Annotated in this window: 20 protein-coding genes; 8 read left to right on the top strand and 12 right to left on the bottom strand. The window is 71.4% G+C overall.

Annotated elements, in window-relative coordinates; genetic code table 11:
* Window positions 1–256 precede the first annotated feature (256 nt).
* Complete coding sequence (locus ABZU25_RS00470; RefSeq protein ID WP_355027155.1) at window positions 257–1,144, bottom strand: NAD(P)-binding domain-containing protein; 888 nt, start codon at window positions 1,142–1,144, stop codon at window positions 257–259.
* Between the two features lie 46 nt (window positions 1,145–1,190).
* On the opposite strand from ABZU25_RS00470, the gene ABZU25_RS00465 reads away from it, so the two are divergent.
* Window positions 1,191–1,562 (top strand): helix-turn-helix domain-containing protein, encoded by a 372-nt coding sequence (locus tag ABZU25_RS00465; protein ID WP_355027154.1) that lies wholly within the window; start codon window positions 1,191–1,193, stop codon window positions 1,560–1,562.
* 97 nt (window positions 1,563–1,659) lie between these two features.
* Here the strand turns inward: ABZU25_RS00465 and ABZU25_RS00460 are convergent, their stop codons facing one another.
* The 4 genes from ABZU25_RS00460 to ABZU25_RS00445 all read right to left on the bottom strand — a co-directional run bounded on the left by ABZU25_RS00460 (window position 1,660) and on the right by ABZU25_RS00445 (window position 4,266).
* Window positions 1,660–2,010 carry a DoxX family protein gene (locus tag ABZU25_RS00460; RefSeq protein WP_355027153.1) on the bottom strand — a complete coding sequence of 117 codons (351 nt, stop codon included), beginning with the start codon at window positions 2,008–2,010 and terminating at the stop codon, window positions 1,660–1,662.
* Window positions 2,011–2,198: 188 nt separating this feature from the next.
* On the bottom strand, window positions 2,199–2,960 hold the full coding sequence (locus ABZU25_RS00455; RefSeq protein ID WP_355027152.1) for a hypothetical protein: 762 nt from the start codon (window positions 2,958–2,960) through the stop codon (window positions 2,199–2,201).
* 72 nt (window positions 2,961–3,032) lie between these two features.
* A complete protein-coding gene (locus ABZU25_RS00450; RefSeq protein WP_355027151.1) occupies window positions 3,033–3,635 on the bottom strand; it encodes an ATP-dependent Clp protease proteolytic subunit in 603 nt (200 codons plus the stop codon).
* 133 nt (window positions 3,636–3,768) lie between these two features.
* Entirely contained in the window at window positions 3,769–4,266 is a 498-nt protein-coding gene (locus ABZU25_RS00445; protein ID WP_355027447.1) for a helix-turn-helix transcriptional regulator, read from the bottom strand.
* A 233-nt stretch (window positions 4,267–4,499) separates the two neighbouring features.
* Between ABZU25_RS00445 and ABZU25_RS00440 the strand changes: the two genes are divergently transcribed.
* Window positions 4,500–5,513, top strand: a complete 1,014-nt coding sequence (locus ABZU25_RS00440; RefSeq protein ID WP_355027150.1) for a potassium channel family protein — start codon at window positions 4,500–4,502, stop codon at window positions 5,511–5,513.
* An 88-nt stretch (window positions 5,514–5,601) separates the two neighbouring features.
* Here ABZU25_RS00440 and ABZU25_RS00435 read toward each other — a convergent pair whose 3' ends face one another.
* Entirely contained in the window at window positions 5,602–6,081 is a 480-nt protein-coding gene (locus tag ABZU25_RS00435) for a MarR family winged helix-turn-helix transcriptional regulator (RefSeq protein ID WP_355027149.1), read from the bottom strand.
* A gap of 82 nt (window positions 6,082–6,163) precedes the next feature.
* Here ABZU25_RS00435 and ABZU25_RS00430 point away from each other — a divergent pair, with 82 nt between their 5' ends.
* Window positions 6,164–6,808, top strand: coding sequence for an NAD(P)H-dependent oxidoreductase (locus ABZU25_RS00430; RefSeq protein WP_355027148.1), 645 nt, complete (start codon window positions 6,164–6,166; stop codon window positions 6,806–6,808).
* Window positions 6,809–6,877: 69 nt separating this feature from the next.
* Here ABZU25_RS00430 and ABZU25_RS00425 read toward each other — a convergent pair whose 3' ends face one another.
* The 3 genes from ABZU25_RS00425 to ABZU25_RS00415 form a co-directional block, all read right to left on the bottom strand.
* On the bottom strand, window positions 6,878–7,912 hold the full coding sequence (locus ABZU25_RS00425) for a 2-oxoacid:ferredoxin oxidoreductase subunit beta (protein ID WP_355027147.1): 1,035 nt from the start codon (window positions 7,910–7,912) through the stop codon (window positions 6,878–6,880).
* Window positions 7,905–9,752 carry a 2-oxoacid:acceptor oxidoreductase subunit alpha gene (locus tag ABZU25_RS00420; RefSeq protein WP_355027146.1) on the bottom strand — a complete coding sequence of 616 codons (1,848 nt, stop codon included), beginning with the start codon at window positions 9,750–9,752 and terminating at the stop codon, window positions 7,905–7,907. The genes ABZU25_RS00425 and ABZU25_RS00420 overlap by 8 nt, the downstream gene beginning before the upstream one ends.
* Before the next feature lie 293 nt (window positions 9,753–10,045).
* Window positions 10,046–11,440, bottom strand: coding sequence for a hypothetical protein (locus ABZU25_RS00415; protein WP_355027145.1), 1,395 nt, complete (start codon window positions 11,438–11,440; stop codon window positions 10,046–10,048).
* Between the two features lie 180 nt (window positions 11,441–11,620).
* On the opposite strand from ABZU25_RS00415, the gene ndhC reads away from it, so the two are divergent.
* Window positions 11,621–11,998, top strand: coding sequence for an NADH-quinone oxidoreductase subunit A (gene ndhC / locus ABZU25_RS00410; RefSeq protein WP_088986508.1), 378 nt, complete (start codon window positions 11,621–11,623; stop codon window positions 11,996–11,998).
* Between the two features lie 67 nt (window positions 11,999–12,065).
* Here ndhC and folP read toward each other — a convergent pair whose 3' ends face one another.
* Window positions 12,066–12,935, bottom strand: a complete 870-nt coding sequence (gene folP / locus ABZU25_RS00405) for a dihydropteroate synthase (RefSeq protein WP_355027144.1) — start codon at window positions 12,933–12,935, stop codon at window positions 12,066–12,068.
* Between the two features lie 153 nt (window positions 12,936–13,088).
* Here folP and ABZU25_RS00400 point away from each other — a divergent pair, with 153 nt between their 5' ends.
* The 4 genes from ABZU25_RS00400 (at window position 13,089) to ABZU25_RS00385 (ending at window position 15,517) form a co-directional block, all read left to right on the top strand.
* Entirely contained in the window at window positions 13,089–13,730 is a 642-nt protein-coding gene (locus tag ABZU25_RS00400; protein ID WP_355027143.1) for a DivIVA domain-containing protein, read from the top strand.
* Complete coding sequence (locus tag ABZU25_RS00395) at window positions 13,727–14,224, top strand: SRPBCC family protein (RefSeq protein WP_355027142.1); 498 nt, start codon at window positions 13,727–13,729, stop codon at window positions 14,222–14,224. Before ABZU25_RS00400 ends, ABZU25_RS00395 begins: the two co-directional genes overlap by 4 nt.
* Before the next feature lie 74 nt (window positions 14,225–14,298).
* A complete protein-coding gene (locus ABZU25_RS00390) occupies window positions 14,299–14,880 on the top strand; it encodes a DNA-3-methyladenine glycosylase I (RefSeq protein WP_355027141.1) in 582 nt (193 codons plus the stop codon).
* A 13-nt stretch (window positions 14,881–14,893) separates the two neighbouring features.
* Entirely contained in the window at window positions 14,894–15,517 is a 624-nt protein-coding gene (locus ABZU25_RS00385; protein WP_355027140.1) for a hypothetical protein, read from the top strand.
* Here ABZU25_RS00385 and ABZU25_RS00380 read toward each other — a convergent pair.
* Together ABZU25_RS00380 and ABZU25_RS00375 are read right to left on the bottom strand one after the other, a co-directional pair.
* Window positions 15,514–16,755: a DUF1501 domain-containing protein gene (locus tag ABZU25_RS00380; RefSeq protein ID WP_355027139.1), complete on the bottom strand. Its 1,242-nt coding sequence runs from the start codon at window positions 16,753–16,755 to the stop codon at window positions 15,514–15,516. The genes ABZU25_RS00385 and ABZU25_RS00380 overlap by 4 nt on opposite strands.
* Window positions 16,756–16,769: 14 nt before the next feature.
* A complete protein-coding gene (locus tag ABZU25_RS00375) occupies window positions 16,770–18,068 on the bottom strand; it encodes a DUF1800 domain-containing protein (RefSeq protein WP_355027138.1) in 1,299 nt (432 codons plus the stop codon).
* Window positions 18,069–18,115 lie beyond the last annotated feature (47 nt).

Here is an 18,115-nt window from a genome sequence, read left to right as displayed (position 1 = left end):
CTAAGTCGCAACGGCGGTCACCCTCCGTGAGGCCATGGCCTCACGGGATGTGTCTTCCAGACTCTTACGCGCTACTCCGTGCCTCTGCATCGGTAGGGTGTGACCTGCGGGTCCACTCCCGCCCCTGGGAGGCGCAGTCTTGCGAGTTCGTTTCCTAAACCGTGTGTCGCAGGTTCGAATCCTGCCGGGGGCACCAGGCAAGAGAGCGATCCCTGATCGTCTGGCCGCGCACCAGATACCAGGTGCGACCACCCCGCTACCCGCGCCGCCCCAGCACCTCGGCAATCCGGATGAACCCGTCGGTGCCGTGGCCCAGTCCGATCACCCGGCGGGCCATGCCCTCGGCCGCGCGCATCACGCCAGCGTCGATGCCATGGGCCTCGGAGGTGTGGACGATATGGGCCATTGACGATGCCGCGGAGGTGATGGGGTTGCCCTCGCCGGAGAAGCTGCCGCTGTCCACCTCCTCTGCGGCCTGTTCGAAGATTGGCGGCAGGATCGCGCCGATGCCCCTGGCGAACGGGGCCAGTTCCCGCGCGGTGACGCCCTCCGCCCGCGCCACCGCCAACGCGTGCGCATAGCCCGCCATCGCGGTCCAGAAGATGTCGAGCAACGCGATGTCGTACGCCGCTGCCCGGCCGATCTCCTCGCCGAGGTGGGTGTGGATGCCGCCCAGCGCGTCCAGCGCCGGCCGATGCTCCTGGTAGAGGTGCGTCGGCCCGCTGTGGATGAACACCGCGGCCGGTGTCCCGATGGTGGAGATCGGTGTCATGATCGCACCGTCCAGGTACCCGATGCCGTGCCTGGCCGCCCATTGCGCGGTGTCCCGGGCCCGCCCCGGCGTGTCCGCGGTCAGGTTCGCCACCGTGTGCCCCCGGAGCGCGTCGGTGACCGCGTCGCGTCCCAGGATGGCGTCGGACGCGTCGTAGTTCACCACGCAGACAACTGTCAATTCACTCGCGGCGACCGCGTCCTCGGCTGAGGGGGCGGCGATGGCGCCTCGCTTGACCAGTTCCGGTCCCCGGCCCGGGGTTCGGTTCCAGACCGTGGTCCGTAGGCCGGCGTCCAGGAACGCGCCGGCCAGGGCCCGTCCCATCGGCCCCAGACCCAGCACCGTGACAGACTTTTCGGAGTACGAGGACATGATTCAACTCCCGGAAAGCATATTAAAGGTTACGAATGGGGCGAGGATGACGCGCAGTCGGGCGCAGGACCTGAACGTCTGCGGGGTGACCGCCGCGATCGCCGTGATCGACGGCAAATGGAAGACGGCTCTGCTCTGGCTGTTGGAGTCCGGCCCGCACCGGCCCGGCGAGCTGCGCCGGCAACTGCCGGGCCTCACCGAGAAGGTGCTGACTCAGGCGCTTCGTGAGCTGGAGACCGACGGACTGGTGCACCGGGAGGTGCACGAGGTGCTGCCGCTGAAGACCGTGTACTCCCTGACCGCGTTCGGCCGCGAACTCGCCGAGGCGTTGGCTCCCGTTTCCGACTGGGGCCACCGCCGCCTGGCGAAGCTCACCGAGGCGGGCGGGCTTCCTGGAACATCGGCCACCTCCCCGTAAACCCGGCCGCGACTGCCCACCACCAGATTCACCCCGCGCCCACGCGCCGGCAAGTACCCACAAATAAGTGGCTACCGCAGGCGGCGCGGTGCCCGGATCACCAGTGGTAGGCCAGGTTCACCGCCAGCGTGGCCACGGTGGTGGAGAAGAACACCGCCCACCCCACCAGGTGGCGGGAACCCACCCGCAGGTGCGCGATGAGCGCGCCGACGAAGTACAGCACGAGGCCAGCGGCGGCGAGGGTGCCCAGCAGGGGTACGGCGAATCCGGCCAGCAGCCCCAGGGAGCCCGCCGCCAGCGCCAGGCCCAACCGGGGCAACCACGAGTGTGGCAAGCGCTTCATGTCGGCCTGGGCCTTCGGATAGTCGTGGCCGATCAGGTAGGTGACGGCGGCGATGCCGGTGAAGACCGAGGCGAGAATCGTGATCGTGACGTAAGCGGCGAACATGTGCCCTCCCTTGTGGTTGTCTGCCTCAAGGACGGATCGGTGCCGCGGATTGTTACCTGCGGTGCTGTGAGCTGGGGCACAGCGTTCTCGCAGCGTGTGCCACGCCGGGTCGCGCTTGTCGGCTGACGCAGCGTGGGCTGCGGGAAACCCGCAGCCCACGCTGGTGACGCCGACGATGTGCCGGCCGGTCAGAGGAAGGCGTACATCTCCTCGTCGGCCGCCTCGGTGTCGGCGGCGGGTGGGGCGTCCACAGTGACCGGCTTGCCGAAGTCGCTCATCCGCATCTCGGTGACGAGGTCACCCAGCGACTTCGTGGCAATGGTGTAGGAGAGCATGGTGAGGCGTCCGTCGGCGTCGAGGGTCGCCTCGAACGGAATCGCCGTCGGGTCCTTCGCCAACTTGGCGGACGACTCGATGCCCTCCCGCATTCCGGATTCGGTGCTGGCGACCTCGGCCGCCTTGTTGAGATCGGCGATGCCGGTGTAACGGCCATCGCTCACCTCTTGGGCGGACACGGTGCCGCCGACGAGGCCGGTCTGCGACTTGAAGTCGAACGACTGGCGCAGCGTACTCGTCGACTTGAGCTTGCCGAGGTCGATCTTCATCCAGGGCCTCTCGCCCTCCATCGACTCCGACTTGATGTAGGCGGTTTCGCCGATCAGCCGGACCTCGATCGGTTCCGGAGCGTTGCCGCTGATCTGGATCGCTTTGGCGACGGGGTCCATCTTTCCGCCGAGGGTGATCGACTGGTTGCCAGCCTTGACCGAGGCTTGCATGCTGAGCGTGCCTGCGAGGCTGCGGTCCATGCCCTGCTTGACGGCGGCGACCGGTTCGAGTTTGGACGGGGCGGCCGAGGCGCCGGGCGCCGCGGAGTCGCCGGAATTGGTGCCGCAGCCGCCGACGAGGGCGACGGCGAGGGCTATCGATAGGGTGGGAATCAGTCGGCGCATAGACGTGACCCTAATAGGCGGTCGCTACCCGATTTTCGTCAGTGGCGGCAGCGCTGGCAGGCCGGGGCGGATTCAGACCGCCGTTGGCAGCTGCTCGGCTCGGGTGAGCACCTGGTCGATGAGGCCGTAGTCTCGGGCCTGCTCGGCGGTGAACCACCGATCCCGATCCCAGTCCTGCTGGATCTCGGCGAGGGTCCGTCCACTGTGCTGGGCGATCAGCTCCTGCATCGTCCGCTTGACGTGCAGCATGTTCTCCGCCTGGATGGTGATGTCCGAGGCGGTGCCGCCCATTCCACCGGACGGCTGGTGCATCATGATCCGCGAGTGCGGCAGCGCGTACCGCTTGCCGGCGGCGCCCGCACACAGCAGGAACTGCCCCATCGAGCCGGCGAACCCGAGCGCCAGCGTGGCCACGTCGTTGCGGACGTAGCGCATCGTGTCGTAGACCGCCATCCCCGCGCTCACCGACCCACCCGGCGAGTTGATGTAGAGGAAGATGTCGCGGTCGGCGTCCTCCGCGGCGAGCAGCAGGATCTGCGCACAGATCTGGTTGGCCGACTCCTCGGTCACCTCGTTGCCGAGGAAGACGATCCGCTCGCGCAGCAGCCGCTCGAATACATGGTCACCGAAGGACGGCTGAGCGCCGTCCAGCATCCGTACCCCGTAGGAGATCATGCCGCCGCCTTCCACCACGCCGGCGAGCGGTGGGACCGCCCGATGGACCGGCCCCTTCAGCGTGCGTGCGGCGGCGGTGGCTGGCCCAGTGATTCTGCCGCCGGCAGATCCGCTGACGGCAGAACCGCGCGGCCTACGCGGCGGTCAGCCGCCGCAGGCCCAGCCGGGTCTGTGCGCTGTCAGCCAGGGCGGCGGTACGCGGACCGGGGCGCGAGCCACCAGCGGAGGCTTTTCCGTCGACGCTGAGGGTCGGCTCGCTCGCCCCCGGCCCGCGGTGCAGGACGAACCCGCCAGTACGCGGACCCACCAGCAGGGTGGCGTTGCCGATCTCGCGTCGAGTCGCATCGACCCGCTCGAGGTGGGTCAGCGCGGCGCGCGGCGCGGCCGGGAGGCGGGGCTCGACCCGGCGCATGTCGTCGCGGGCCTCCCCGAGCAGGTCGGCGAGGCTGATGCCGAGTGCCCGGCAGATCGCCGCCAGCACCTCCGACGAGGCCTCCTTGCGGCCCCGCTCGACCTCCGACAGGTAGGGCACCGAGACGTCGGCCGACGCCGCCACCTCGCGCAGCGTGCGGCCCTGACGCAGGCGGTGGCGGCGCAGCACCCCGCCGATCACTCGTCGCAGTAACGACATGCGGGCCTCACTCTCGCGGTCGTCGTCCGGGAACAGTCCCATCATGCCCGCTGCCGGACCCGCCGGCTGCCCGTGCGGGCCCGCGTCGCCGCGCGGCGCGGGCCCGACACGTCACCGAGCGAGGTGGGTGTGCCAGTTGGCGGTTGTCCGCACTGCGCAACCCGCACGTGCCGGGGATGGCGTACCCGCTATGTTGTGCTCGTGCAGGCGACGCTGACGGGGCAGGTTCGACGGTGATCCATTTTCCCGCGCAGCGCCGGGGCCCGCTGAGCGCGCTGAGCCTGCGGCTCGCCGCCGCCCTGGGCCTGGTCTTCGCCGTGGTCGCCGCGGTCTATCTGGGCCGGGCCGGCTACCGTGATGTCAACGAGGACGGCCTGACCCTGCTCGACTGCTTCTACTACGCGGTCGTGTCGCTCTCCACTACCGGCTACGGCGACATCACGCCGGCCGCGCAGTCGGCCCGGCTGGTCAACGTCCTCTTCATCACTCCGGCCCGAGTGATCTTCCTGATCATCCTGGTCGGCACCACCCTGGAAGTCCTGACCGAGCAGTACCGGACCGGCCGTCGCCTGTCGCGGTGGAGGAGAAGCGTGAAGGACCACGTCATCATCTGCGGCTACGGCACCAAGGGGCGAAGCGCGGTCTCCGCCCTGCTGGAGAATGGTCTGGACCGGTCGCGGATCGTGGTGGTGGAGCGCAGCGCCGCCGCGCTGCGGCAGGCCACCTCCGCGGGTCTGGTGGCGATCGAGGGCTCGGCGACCCGCTCGTCGGTGCTGAACGAGGCGCACGTCAAGAACGCCAAGGCCGTGATCATCGCGACCGACAGCGACGACGCGTCGGTGCTTGTCGCGCTGACCGTACGGCAGCTCACCGCCGGGCAGGTCCGGATCATCGCGGCGGCCCGCGAGGCGGAGAACGCGCCGCTGCTCAAGCAGAGCGGCGCGCATCATGTGATCGTCTCGTCGGCCACCGCGGGCCGGCTGCTCGGCCTGTCCACCTCGGCTCCGCCGCTGATCGACGTGGTGGAGGATCTGCTCACTCCGGGCCAGGGCATGGCGCTGGCGATGCGCTCGGCGGAGCGGAACGAGGTGGGTCGCTCGCCCCGCGAGCTGGACTCGTTGGTGATCGCCCTGGTGCGGCGGGGCAAGGTGGTCAGCCTGGCCGACCGGGCCGGCGCGGTGATCGAGACCGGCGACATGCTGGTGCATGTCCGCGACGACCGTCCGCAGTCGGCGACGACCGCCTGACCGTCCCACCCACCCCCCGCACGGCCTTGCCGCCGCCCGTCAGGATGGCTGATCGTCCGGTCGTCAGGGTGGCGGTAGTGGTGCGGCGTCAGCAGGTCTCGTCGGCCGCGCGGATCGCCTCGGTGCAGCTCACCGGCGTCGTGGTGGAGGCTCGCCGGAGCAGTTCGTAGAGCGTCTCCCGCTCGCCGGGAGCCAGCGCCCCCAGCACCTCGTCCTCGGCTCCGGCGAGGGCGCATTCGGCCTGGTTGAGGCGTTTTGCACCGTCTTCGGTGAGTTCGACGACGTGTCGGCGGCGGTCCTCCGGTGAGCGGCGACGCTCGATCAGTTGCTCCGCTTCCAGGTCGTTGAGCAGCCCGACAATGTTCGTGCTGTCCATCTCCAGGATGGTGGCGAGCGCCTGTTGGCTGGTGCCGCCGCCGGCGCGCAGCACGGTGAGCGCGACCAGATGCCGCGGCCGTAGGCCCAGCGGCGCCAGCACCGACTCCGACCGCAACCGCATCCGCCGGGCCAGATGGTCCAGGAGTGCGCCCGAGCGGTGCTCCGAGGGGTCAGGCGGCAGGGCGGACATGTGACCCAGTCTACCGAGCAGATGGAACATCGGCCTGCTATAAATAGTTGGTGCTGCACAGACGATCCTTGTAGGAGGAATAATGCATCTGCTGCATATCGACTCAAGCATTCGGGGTGACTGGTCGGTCAGCCGTCGACTCACCGCCCGCGCGGTCGCCACGTGGCGTGCGGCCCACCCGGACGGCACTGTGACCTACCGGGACCTCGGCGCGGATCCGCTGCCGCACCTCGACGCGGCGGGCGGCCTGGCTCGGATGACGCCGCCGGACCAGCACACCCCTGCCCAGCGCGAATCCTGGGAACTCAGCGAGCGGCTTGTCGACGAGGTGAAGCAGGCCGACGTCGTGCTGCTCGGTCTGCCGCTCTACAACTACGGCGCGCCCAGCAGCGTCAAGTCCTGGGTCGACCACCTGATCGTGCCCGGCCTCGCGTACGACCCGACGACCCAGCAGGGCATGCTCGGCGAGCGCGAGTTCGTGGTGCTGGCCACCCGGGGTGGCGGCTACGGCGAGGGCACCCCGCGCAACGGCTGGGACCACGCGGAGCCGTGGCTCCCGCACGGCCTGTCCCTCACCGGCATGGAGCCGCGCTTCATCAGCACCGAGTTGACCCTGGCGCCCTCGGTTCCGGCGATGGCCGAGCTGATCCCGCTGCACGAGGCGAGTCTCGCGGCGACCGAGAAGGAGATCGACAACCTCTGGACGTTGGCCTCGGCTCAGCGCTGAGGCAGCGCCGGTACGACGAGAGCGGCCGCCCCCGGTTCGGGGACGGCCGCTCTCGTCAACACTGTCGGATCAGAGGATCGTCCAGGTGTCGCCACTGGCCAGCAGGCCGGCGAGCTGCTGCTCGGGACTCTCGGTGACCGTCGCCTTGGCCGCCGCGAGCTGACCCTGCACCACACTGTCGTAGGACGGTCGGTCCACCGAGCGGAACACCCCGATCGGGGTGTTGCGCAGGTCGAGGCCGGGCAGCCGGGACAGCGCGAAGGCGTACGCCGGGTCGCTCACCGTCGCGTCGTGCACGACGATCTCCTCCGGGCGGACCGAGCTGGTCTCCCGGACCTCCAGGCCGAAGGCGCCCGGCGGGTGCACCACACAGAACTGCCCATCGGCCCCGAACGTGATCGGCTGCCCGTGCTCCAGGCGGATCAGGTAGTCGTCCCGGGTGGACGGGTCCTTGAGCTGCTCGAACGCCCCATCGTTGAAGATGTTGCAGTTCTGGTAGATCTCCACGAACGCCGAACCCTCGTGCTCGGCGGCGGCCCGCAGCACCGACTGCAGGTGCTTGCGGTCGGAGTCGATGGTCCGACCGACGAAGCTGGCCTCCGCGCCGAGGGCGAGCGAGAGCGGGTTGAACGGGGCGTCCGCCGAGCCGGCCGGAGTCGACTTGGTGACCTTGCCGACCTCGGACGTCGGAGAATACTGGCCCTTGGTCAAACCGTAGATCCGGTTGTTGAACAGCAGGATCTTGAGGTTGACGTTGCGTCGCAGCGCGTGGATCAGGTGGTTGCCACCGATGGAGAGCGCGTCGCCGTCGCCGGTGACCACCCAGACCGACAGGTCCGGCCGGGACACCGACAGGCCGGTCGCGATGGCCGGGGCGCGGCCGTGGATCGAGTGCATCCCGTACGTGTTCATGTAGTACGGGAAGCGCGACGAGCAGCCGATCCCGGAGACGAAGACGGTCCGCTCGCGGGGGATGTTCAACTCCGGCATGAACTGCTGGATGGCCGCGAGGATCGCATAGTCACCGCAGCCGGGGCACCAGCGCACCTCCTGGTCGGACTTGAAGTCCTTCGCGGTGAGCTTGAGGGCGATGGGCTCAGACATTCTTCAGGACCTCTTCCAGCGTCGTCTCCAGCTCGGCGGCCGTGAACGGCAGGCCGCGGACCTGGTTGTAGCTGATCGCGTCGACCAGGTAGCGGGCCCGGATGACGTGGGCGAGCTGGCCCAGGTTCATCTCCGGGATGACCACCCTGTCGTACGAGCGCAGCACCGCACCGAGATTGGCCGGCATCGGCGCCAGGTGCCGCAGGTGCGCCTGGGCGATGGACAGGCCGCGCTGACGCACGCCGCGGCACGCCGCGCCGATCGGCCCGTACGTCGAGCCCCAGCCGAGGACCAGCACCCGGGCGTCGCCGTCCGGGTCCTCCACCTCGATGTCCGGCACCGGAATCGCCTCGATCCGGGCGGCCCGGGTGCGCACCATGAAGTCGTGGTTGGCCGGGTCGTAGGAGATGTCGCCGGTCTTGTCGGCCTTTTCCAGGCCACCGATCCGGTGCTCCAGCCCGGCCGTGCCGGGGATCGCCCACGGCCGGGCCAGGGTCTCCGGATCACGCAGGTAGGGCAGGAAGGTGGTGCCGTCCTCGCCGTTGGGCTCGGTGGCGAACTCGACCCGCAGGTCGGGCAGCGACTCCACGTCCGGCAGCAGCCACGGCTCCGAACCGTTGGCGACGTAGTTGTCGGAGAGCAGGATCACCGGGGTGCGGTAGGTCAGCGCGATCCGGGCCGCCTCCAGGGCCGCGAAGAAGCAGTCCGACGGCGACCGGGGCGCGATCACCGCGACCGGGGCCTCGCCGTGCCGGCCGTAGAGCGCCATGTTGAGGTCGGCCTGCTCGGTCTTGGTCGGCATGCCTGTCGACGGGCCGGCGCGCTGCACGTCCACGATCACCAGCGGCAGCTCCAGCGCCACCGCGAGGGAGATCGTCTCGCTCTTGAGCGCCACGCCGGGGCCGCTGGTGGTGGTCACACCGAGTGACCCGCCGTACGACGCACCCAGCGCCGCGCCGACCGCGGCGATCTCGTCCTCGGCCTGCACCGTGGTGACGCCGAAGCGCTTGTGCTTGCTCAGCTCGTGCAGGATGTCCGACGCGGGCGTGATCGGGTACGCGCCGAGGAACACCGGCAGCCCGGAGCGGACCCCGGCGGCGACCAGCCCCAACGAGAGCGCCGCGTTGCCGGTGATGTTGCGGTAGGTGCCCGGCTTCATCTTCGCCGGCTTGACCTCGTAGCGGACCCCGAAGTCCTCGGTCGTCTCGCCGAAGTTCCAGCCGGCCCGGAAGGCGGCGACGTTCGCCGCGACCAGCTCCGGACGGGAGGCGAACTTGCGCTCCAGGAAGCGCAGCGTCGACTCGTAGGGTCGCGAGTACATCCAGGAGAGCAGACCGAGGGCGAACATGTTCTTCGACCGCTCGGCGTCCTTCTTGGACACCTGGTGGTCGGCGAGCGCGCCGACCGTCATCGAGGTCAGCGCCACCGGGTGCACGACGTAGCCGGCCAGCGAGTCGTCGTCCAACGGGCTGGCCTGGTAGCCGACCTTGGCGAGGTTGCGCTTGGTGAACTCGTCGGTGTTGACGATGATGTCCGCGCCGCGCGGCAGGTCGGCCAGGTTGGCCTTGAGGGCTGCCGGGTTCATGGCCACCAGCACGTTGGGCGCGTCGCCCGGGGTGAGGATGTCGTAGTCGGCGAAGTGCACCTGGAAGCTCGACACACCGGGCAGGGTGCCGGCGGGAGCCCGGATCTCGGCGGGGAAGTTTGGCAGCGTGGAGATGTCGTTGCCGAGCTGCGCCGTCTCCGAGGTGAACCGGTCGCCGGTCAACTGCATGCCGTCGCCGGAGTCACCGGCGAACCGGATGACCACCCGGTCGAGTTGACGGATCTGCTTGGTCACTGTGCCACCTTCGTTCGGGGCTCGCAGAGCTTGACCTCGCCTTGCCCGGCCACGGAACCTCCTTGACGCGACGTTTCACCGCACCGCCCCAGGCTGGTCCGGCCGCTGTCGTACCTCATCTGAGAGCCTACGTCTAAGGGAGCCCTAACCAGCGCCGGAGGTCCGCCGACTGGGACCGGACTGGGCGGAGAAATGCCCGCCATTGCGCGGTTATGCCCCGCCCGCCGTAATTCAGATCACCACGGGTCCACCCCGGCGACCCCGAACAGACCCGGTCCGGGGTCGCTCGTCGATCAGTCGGCGGTGCGCGGCGCCGGCTCGGGCGTCGGGCCGGCGAGCCGGCGACGCAGCGAGATGGTGGCCAGCGTGAGAGCCAGCACCACCAGCAGCGTGGAGACCGCGATCAGGATGATCGCGGTGCGCCGCACCGAGGTCGTGCCGTCGTCGTTGGCGGCAGCACCCCCGGGGAGTACGCCCTGGGAGCCGGTCGGCGCGGGCGGTGAGACCACCGGCGTGGCCAGCGCGGCCGCCGCGGTGATCCGGAAACTCATCTGCATCTGCCGGGTCGGGCCGCTGCGTGGGTCGAGTTGGCCGATCACGGCGCCGGACAACGGCGCTTCCCGCTGGGCCTGCGGCGTCGCCTCCACCGGCAGCCGCAACTCGGCGGTCCGGCCCGCCGCCACAGTGCCCGCGTCGCAGCGGGTCCGGGTCGGGTCGACCGCCACGCAACCGGGCGGCGGGGTCGGGACGGTCACCCCGGCCGGCAGGACGATTTCTACCCGGCCGTCGGCGTCCACCGTGCCGGTGTTGCCCAGCCGGAGCGTGAGGGCGCTGGCGGTGCCGCTGATGTCGAAGCCGACCTCGTCGGCGGCCAGCGTTATCCCGGGCACCGGCGGACCGGGCGGGAAGAGCACAGCGAAACCCTGGTTGTCGACCGCTTCCCCGGGCACTCCCGGCGCGTCCGCGACGACCTGGACGGAGCCGGCGAGGGGCATCTTGCGCCACGCGGCGCCGTCGACCCGCAGCCGGAGCAGAGCGCTGAACCGGACGCCGGCTCCGGCCGTCCAGGCCCCACAGTGGTACGCACCCCCGCCGGCGGCGGCGCAGCCCTTCGTCCCGGCATCGGTCAGCCCGGCCGGCAGCGTGTACGAGAGCCGGATCCGTTGCGTTGTCGTGCCGGTGTTGTTGACGGTGACCTGCAGGGTGGTGGCCGTGCTGGCCGCGTTCCAGTACGCCTTGGTGAGGATGACGTCCTGGGTGGTGACCTGCACACCGAGCGGATTCGGCGGCGGTGCCTCCGGGCCCGGGGCGGGGGGCCGGACCGGCGGGACCGGCGGCGCCGGCGGCAGCGGGGGCGCCGGTGTGGGTGGTCCGCCCGGCGCGGGCGCGGTGTTGCTCGGCGCCGGCGGCACCTCCGGCGCGGTGGTCTCCGGCGCCGGCGGCGGGGTCTCCGGCGGCGGCGCGGTGGTCTCCGGCGCCGGGTTTGTCGGTTCCGGAGACCCGCCCGGCTCCTCGGTCGGGGTCGGGTCCTCCGTCGGGCTGGTGCCGGGGTCACCCCCGGGTTCGCTGACCGGGTCGGTCAGCGCCACGACCGGGTCCGCGTCCGGCGTTGCCGCGCTGGCCCAGGCCGGCCCCACGGCGAGCGCGACGAGCAGACCGAGCGCGAGCGAGGTCCCCAGCAGGGACACGGGGCGCCGCCCCTTCGCCCGCTTACCGGGCGATGCCTTCAGGCGGGCCATCTGTCCTCCGGTGCATGGGTGGGTGTCCAATGTTCGGTAATAGTTGCCCCAGCGCACTAGTCCCAACCCGGAAACAAATCCGTAACGTGTTTGGGACGACCCGTCCGGGCGGACGGTAGGCTCCCGACTGTGACCGGATACCTGGGCTCGTACGCGACGCTCGGGCTCTTGCTGCTCGCCAGTGTTCTGTTCTTTGTTACGGCGTTCTCGGCCAACCGGGTGTTACGCCCCGCGCGTCCGGCCGACCCGCCGGGCAAGCGGGCCAGCTACGAGTGCGGGCTCGACCCGGTGGGCGCGGACTGGGCACAGATGCAGATCCGCTACTACGTCTACGCGTACCTGTATGTGCTGTTCGCGGTCGAGGCGGTGTTCCTCTTCCCCTGGGCGGTGGTCTTCGACCGGCCGGGCTTCGGTCTGGTGACGGTGGTGGAGATGGCGGTGTTCGTGGCGGTGCTCGCGCTCGGCATCCTCTACGCCTGGCGTAGGAACATCCTCCGCTGGACCTGAGCGTCACGACCTCCGGCGATCGGGCCGGTCAGCCCGGCCGTTGACGGTCGGTTCCGGCGACGACCGGTCAGGCCAGGCCGCGGCGGGTCGCCGACGGTGGGCGGTCGCCCCGGATCGAGGCCACCATGTCCAGCACCCGGCGGGTCGGCCCGACCTGGTGGGCCCGGAACACCCGGGCACCCAGCCAGGCCGAGACCGCCGTCGCGGCGAGCGTCCCCTCCAGCCGGTCGGGCACCGGCAGGTCCAGCGACTCACCGATGAAGTCCTTGTTGGAGAGCGCCACCAGCACCGGCCAGCCGGTGTCGGTCAGCTCGCCCAGTCGGCGAGTGATCTCCAGGGAGTGCCGGGTGTTCTTGCCGAAGTCGTGCGCCGGGTCGATGAGGATGCCGTCGGGGCGTACCCCGGCTGCCACCGCTCGCTCGGCGAGCCCGGTCACCGTCGCGACCACGTCGCTGACCACGTCGGTGAAGGCGGCCCGGTGCGGCCGGGTCCGTGGGACCAGGCCGCCGGCGTGCGAGCAGACCAGGCCCGCGCCGGTCTGGGCGGCCACCCGGGCCAGGGCCGGATCGGCACCCGACCAGGTGTCGTTGAGCAGGTCGGCGCCGGCAGCCACGGCCTCCGTCGCCACCTCGGCGCGCCAGGTGTCGATGGAGATCACCACCGCTGGGAACGCGGCCCGGACGGCGGCGATGGTGTCCACCGTGCGGCGGATCTCCTCGACGACGTCCACCTCCGCGCCGGGGCCGGCCTTGACCCCGCCGATGTCGATGATCGCCGCACCCTCCGTCACAGCCCGCTCCACCGCGCGCAGAGCGCTGTCAGCGGCGTAGGTGGCCCCTCGGTCGAAGAACGAGTCCGGGGTGCGGTTGACGATCGCCATCACCACCAGCTCGTCGGGGGCGAACGTGCGCCCGCCCAGCCGAAGCGCCCCGGCCATGCCCGCCTCCCGAGAGTCTGCCGTCGCCGCCGCGTCGGCCGACCCCGACGCTAGTCGGTGGCCCGACCGCAAGTCCGGGCGGCGTCGGTACGGATCGCGATCGGGACGGGTGGCGGGGTCGCTCCCGGCCGGCTGCCGTGCCACGATCAGTACATGGGTCAGCTTCTGCTCCTCCTGGTCGTGGCATTGACGGTTGCGGCGGTGATATTCGGCGTGACGGTGCTGGTCAGCGGCCGCGATCCCGGTCTGGTGCCCGCCGAGCCGGATTCGCAGGCCGTGGCGTTGCCAGGCACCCGGCCACTGCGCGAGTCCGACGTGGGTGCGGTCCGTTTCGACACCGGTTTGCGCGGGTACCGGATGGCCCAGGTCGATCAGGCGATGCGCCGTGCCGCCTACGACATCGGCTACAAGTCGGAGCTGATCGGCGTACTGGAGGCGGAGGTCACCGCGTTGCGTGCGGGCCGCACCGACGACGCGGACGTGCTGCGCGACGCCCGCGAACAGTCCGCCAGCAGGGCGACGAACCCCGAGGCGGCCGACGTGGCGAAGGCCGACGCGGCCGAGCCCGACGCGGCCGAGTCGCCGGCCGACGAGGTGGGCTCCGGAGCTGCCCCGGTCGGCTCGACCGGCGCTGACCCCGAGCCCGCCGCCACCTCGTCATCGGCGGATTCCGACGGTGTGGCGCCGGCCGTCGTGCCGGCCAGTGGTGCGGCGGCCGATTCTGAGCAGACCGACGGCGCACCCGCCGACGGCACCGGGCAGCACGGCGCGACGGTTCGGTCGGAGTCGGCGTGACCGGCCCGGGGGGCGCCGACGATCTTCGTGAGGCCGCCCAACCCGGCGCTGGTGAGGTAACCGCCACAGTGCTCGTCGACGCTCCCGCCGAGCGGGTCTTCGCCGCCCTGCTCGCCTGGGACCGTCAGTCCGACTGGATCCCGTTCACCCGCGTGCGCGTCGTCGAGGGCGACGGGCGCGAGGGCAGCCGCATCGAGGCTGTGACAGCGCTCGGCCGGGCCGTGCTGCGCGACGAGATGCGGGTGGTCCGGGTCGACGAGCCGTACGAGATCGGCGTGGTGCACTACGGCCAGTTGCTGCGCGGGCCGGGTGTGCTGCGCTGTACCCAACTGGGCCGGGACCGTACCCAGGTCGTCTGGCACGAGTGGTTCCACCTGCCGGGCGGCCGGGCCGGTCGACTGGCGTGGCCGGTGCTCTGGCCCGGCTCCAAGCTCGGCCTCACCCAGGCGCTGAAGAGGTTCGCCCGTCTGGTCGAGCAGGGCCGGCTGCCCTGAGCGCTCCCGCCGCCGGCCGCCAGCCCGGTGCCGGCGGCGACGGGATGTCGGAGCGATGCCCTAGCGTGTACGACGTGACTGACCTGGTGATCGGTGCCGACGGGCTGCCTCGCTGCGCCTGGGGGTCGAGCACCCCCGACTACGCCGTCTACCACGACACCGAGTGGGGGCGGCCGCTGCGCGGCGACGACGCGCTCTACGAGCGGATGACGCTGGAGGCGTTCCAGTCCGGGTTGTCCTGGCTGACCATCCTGCGCAAACGCCCCGCGTTCCGGCTGGCCTTCGACGAGTTCCACATCCCGACGGTCGCCGGATACTCCGACGCCGACGTGACCCGGCTGCTCGCCGACGCCGGCATCGTCCGTAACCGGGCCAAGATCGAGGCGGCGATCGCCAATGCCCGCGCCGCTCTGGAGGTGCCGGAAGGGTTGTCCGCGCTGCTCTGGTCCTTCGCACCGGAGCCCCGGCCGACCCGCCCCGCCTCGTTCGGCGAGCTGGCGCCGATCACCCCGGAGTCGACGGCGATGGCCAAGGCGCTCAAGAAGCGCGGCTTCCGGTTCGTCGGCCCGACCACCGCCTACGCGCTGATGCAGGCCACCGGCATGGTCGACGATCACATCGTCGGCTGTCACGTCACCCTCCCATCGGCGACGTGATGGGATGGCTGACATGACGACCGAGACCGCGTACCGGGCCGGCGAATCCGGCCGTGCCGACGGCGTGGGCGCCTGGGCCGTGCTGCTGCCAGCCGAGCGGTACGAGGCCGAGCGGCTCGTGCAGCACGACACGCTGGAGCTGACCGGGCTTGTCGACAGCACCCGGCCGGGCCCGGGAGACCAGGTGGCGGTGCTTGTCGACGCGCCGCCGCGGCTGGTCGCGCTCGGCCGGGTCACCGGGTCGGGTCAGCGCCACCGCGAAGACCCGGACGATCCGCAGTCCCCGGTCGAGCCGGGGACGGTCGTCGTGGCGTACACCCGGCGGGCCTTCGACGAGCCGGTGCCGGCCGACCTGCTGACGCTCGACGGGCCGGTCACCGCGCTGGAGCCGGCGGCCTTCCGGGCGCTGGCCGACCAGCTCGGTCCGCCCCCGGCACGGCGCACCTGGCTGGTCAGCCTCGACCTGCCGATCGAGGCCAGCACGCGGGCCGAGGCGGTCCGGCTGTTCTGGTCCTACGTGCAGGAGCTGGGTCCGCGTGAGCTGCCCGCCTTCGTCTCGCCGTCCGGCGACGAGCTGGCCATGCAGGCGTTCGTGCTGGGCGCGGAGGCCAACCAGGACCCGGAAGAGGACGACTAGAAGAGCTTGTCGAGACGTCCTCGCCAGTCGGCGAGTACCGGGCCCGGGTCGGTGTCCAGCACCCGTTCCAGCAGCGTGGCGTAGACGTCCCGGAAGTCGGTTGTGTATTTCAGGTCGCCGTCGTCGAGGTCGGTGAGGCTCGGTGCGTCCCCGTGCCAGCCGCCGCGTACGCCGCCACCCAGCAGCAGCACGTCCGAGGCGGTGCCGTGGTCGGTGCCGTCCGAGGCGTTGGCCCGGACGCGGCGGCCGAACTCGGAGTAGACAGCCACCACCACCTTCCGGCCCGCCTCGGTGCGACTCATCCGGTCGGCGAACCCGGTCAGCGCCCGGTCCAGCTGACCCAGCAGGACGGCCTGCAACTGCTTTTCGTCGGCGTGCGTGTCGAAGCCGCCGAGCGACACCGAGAAGGCCCGGGTGGACACTCCGGCCTCGACGCACTGCGCGACCAGGTCCAGTTGCGCGTCCAAAGGCGTGCGGGCCCCGCCGGTCGCCGTCGCGGGTGCCTGCTCGCCGTCCGGGTCCGCCGTGTCCGGGTCGGCGGAGTCGCGTACCTGGCGGATCATCTCGTCCACCGACCGCAGGTCGGCGAAGCAGGCGGCGGCCCGGCCCCGGGCCGCCGACTCACCCGCCTCGGCGGCGGCGAGCGCGGTAAGTGTCTCCGCGGGCAGCCCCTTGGCGGCCTTCCGGTCGGTCACCGGCACGGCGGCGCCCGCGCTCTGCGCCCCGGCCAGCAGCGGCGGCAGCGCCGGCTCGAAGGAGACCGCCAGCCGGGGGTCGCCGCCGGCCTGGTCCAGCCAACGACCCAGCCACCCGGTGTTGCCCGGCCGGTCCGGTTGCGCGGTGTGCCAGATGTCCATCGACCGGAAGTGGCTGCGGTCGGGCTTCGGGTAGCCGACCCCGCGCACGATCGCCAGGCCACCGCCGGACCAGCGCTGGTGTAGGCCGGCCAGTGCCGGGTTGAGGCCGAAGCCGTCGTCCAACCGCCGCACCTCCCCGTCCGGGTAGGCCAGCTCGGGACGGGCCGCCCGGTAGGCCGGATCGGCGTACGGGATGACCGTGTTGAGCCCGTCGTTGCCGCCGTAGAGGGTCACCAGCACCAGCGTGCGAGCCTGTGGATCACGGTCGCCGCTGGTGTCCAGCAGGTCCCGCAGGCGGTACGCGCCGGCGCCGGCGGCCAGCGCGCCCGCGCCGACCACCCCACTGGTCACCAGGAACCTGCGTCGGGTCTGGGTGTCCATGTCGACTCCTCCGCTCAGCTGACTGTGTATTCGGGGCTGACCAGGCCGGCGGCCAGCAGCTTGCGGGGATCGCCGGCCAGCGGGGTGAGGGCGGCCCGGGTACGCGCGCTCCAGCCGTCGACCACCAGCAGTCGCGCCAGCGCGTCCGGCCGGCCGGCGGTGGGCGCGGCGGTCAGCCGGGCCAGCACCGCGGGGTTCACCGCCGCGGCGAGCATTTCGGCCGTCCGCAACCGCGCCTGCAACGACGAGGTGGTCAGCCAGGCGGCCCCGGCCGGCCAGCCGCCCACGCTGGGCGGCCGTAGCGGCACCTGGTCCAGTGCGTTCAGGCCGGCCAGTAGTTGTTTGTGTTGCTGCTCGGGCAGGGCGGAGGGTCGGATGCCGAGCTGTCGCAGCGCGCCGACCAGCCACTCCACCGGCTGCTTGACAAGCGTGCCCCGGGTCTGGGCGAAGGCCGGCGCCGAGAAGATCGCCCGCAGGGTCGCGACGGTGTCCGCTCCGGACAGGCCCTCCGGTGCCGGGCTCTCGGTGCCGGCATAGCGGAACCAGAGCCGCCCGGCCACGAACGTCGCCGCCGCGGGTTGGCCGGCCAGCAGCCCGGCGTACGCCTCGGCGTCGAACCGGCCGCTCTGCCCGAGGATGGTCTTCTCGCCGGGGTCGTGCCGTTTGGCCTCGAAGCGGGCGACAGCGGTGGTCTTGTCGACCACCCAGCCGGTGAGGGCTCGCGCGCCGGCCTTCACGTCGGCCTCGGTGTACGCGCCGATGCCAAGCGTGAACAGCTCCATCAGCTCGCGAGCCAGGTTCTCGTTCGGTGCCTTGCGAGTGTTCTTCTGCCCGTCCAGCCAGATGATCAGGGCGGGGTCGCGCACCATCGCGGTGACCAGCGGGCCGAACGGCCCACGTCCGTGCCGGCGCAGCGTCTCCAACTGGCCCTGCATCACCCGTGCCGACTTGACCTTCTGCGCGCTGGTCGCCCAGTGCCCGTGCCAGAAGAAAACCAACTTCTCGGTCAGCCCGTCCTCGGCCGCGACCATCCGGTCCAGCCACCATCCGGTGAGTTGCTGGAGCTGCTTGCGCCGCTCCGCGCTGGCTGCCTGACGCTGCTCGCGGGTGGATTCCTTGGTCAGTGCGGCATAGGGGTCGGCGGCCAGCGGCGGCGGCGGTGTGGCCGCCGCACCACGGTCGGCCCGGGCAGGTGCGAGCAGACTGTCCAGGGTTGCCGCCGGCCCAGCCCGCTCGGCGGCGTCCACCTCGTCTGCGGTCGGCCCGAAGGTGGCCCGGCGCAGCAGATGCGCCACCGCTTCACGATCGCTCATACCGGCCGACGCTAGGCGGCCCGTGTTCGAGGACGGTAAGGGCGGCG

Source organism: Micromonospora sp. NPDC005215 (assembly GCF_040607915.1).
In the GTDB taxonomy this organism is placed as follows: Bacteria; Actinomycetota; Actinomycetes; order Mycobacteriales; family Micromonosporaceae; genus Micromonospora.
This window is presented reverse-complemented; position numbering and strand designations above follow the sequence as displayed.

Excerpts from the sequence above, each read along its gene's own strand:
- ABZU25_RS00470 (WP_355027155.1), bottom strand. The coding sequence starts at position 1,144 with ATGTCCTCGTACTCCGAAAAGTCTGTCACGGTGCTGGGTCTGGGGCCG.
- ABZU25_RS00465 (WP_355027154.1), top strand. The coding sequence starts at position 1,191 with ATGACGCGCAGTCGGGCGCAGGACCTGAACGTCTGCGGGGTGACCGCC.
- ABZU25_RS00460 (WP_355027153.1), bottom strand. The coding sequence starts at position 2,010 with ATGTTCGCCGCTTACGTCACGATCACGATTCTCGCCTCGGTCTTCACC.
- ABZU25_RS00455 (WP_355027152.1), bottom strand. The coding sequence starts at position 2,960 with ATGCGCCGACTGATTCCCACCCTATCGATAGCCCTCGCCGTCGCCCTC.
- ABZU25_RS00450 (WP_355027151.1), bottom strand. The coding sequence starts at position 3,635 with ATGATCTCCTACGGGGTACGGATGCTGGACGGCGCTCAGCCGTCCTTC.
- ABZU25_RS00445 (WP_355027447.1), bottom strand. The coding sequence starts at position 4,266 with ATGTCGTTACTGCGACGAGTGATCGGCGGGGTGCTGCGCCGCCACCGC.
- ABZU25_RS00435 (WP_355027149.1), bottom strand. The coding sequence starts at position 6,081 with ATGTCCGCCCTGCCGCCTGACCCCTCGGAGCACCGCTCGGGCGCACTC.
- ABZU25_RS00430 (WP_355027148.1), top strand. The coding sequence starts at position 6,164 with ATGCATCTGCTGCATATCGACTCAAGCATTCGGGGTGACTGGTCGGTC.
- ABZU25_RS00425 (WP_355027147.1), bottom strand. The coding sequence starts at position 7,912 with ATGTCTGAGCCCATCGCCCTCAAGCTCACCGCGAAGGACTTCAAGTCC.
- folP (WP_355027144.1), bottom strand. The coding sequence starts at position 12,935 with ATGGCCGGGGCGCTTCGGCTGGGCGGGCGCACGTTCGCCCCCGACGAG.
- ABZU25_RS00400 (WP_355027143.1), top strand. The coding sequence starts at position 13,089 with ATGGGTCAGCTTCTGCTCCTCCTGGTCGTGGCATTGACGGTTGCGGCG.
- ABZU25_RS00385 (WP_355027140.1), top strand. The coding sequence starts at position 14,894 with ATGACGACCGAGACCGCGTACCGGGCCGGCGAATCCGGCCGTGCCGAC.
- ABZU25_RS00380 (WP_355027139.1), bottom strand. The coding sequence starts at position 16,755 with ATGGACACCCAGACCCGACGCAGGTTCCTGGTGACCAGTGGGGTGGTC.
- ABZU25_RS00375 (WP_355027138.1), bottom strand. The coding sequence starts at position 18,068 with ATGAGCGATCGTGAAGCGGTGGCGCATCTGCTGCGCCGGGCCACCTTC.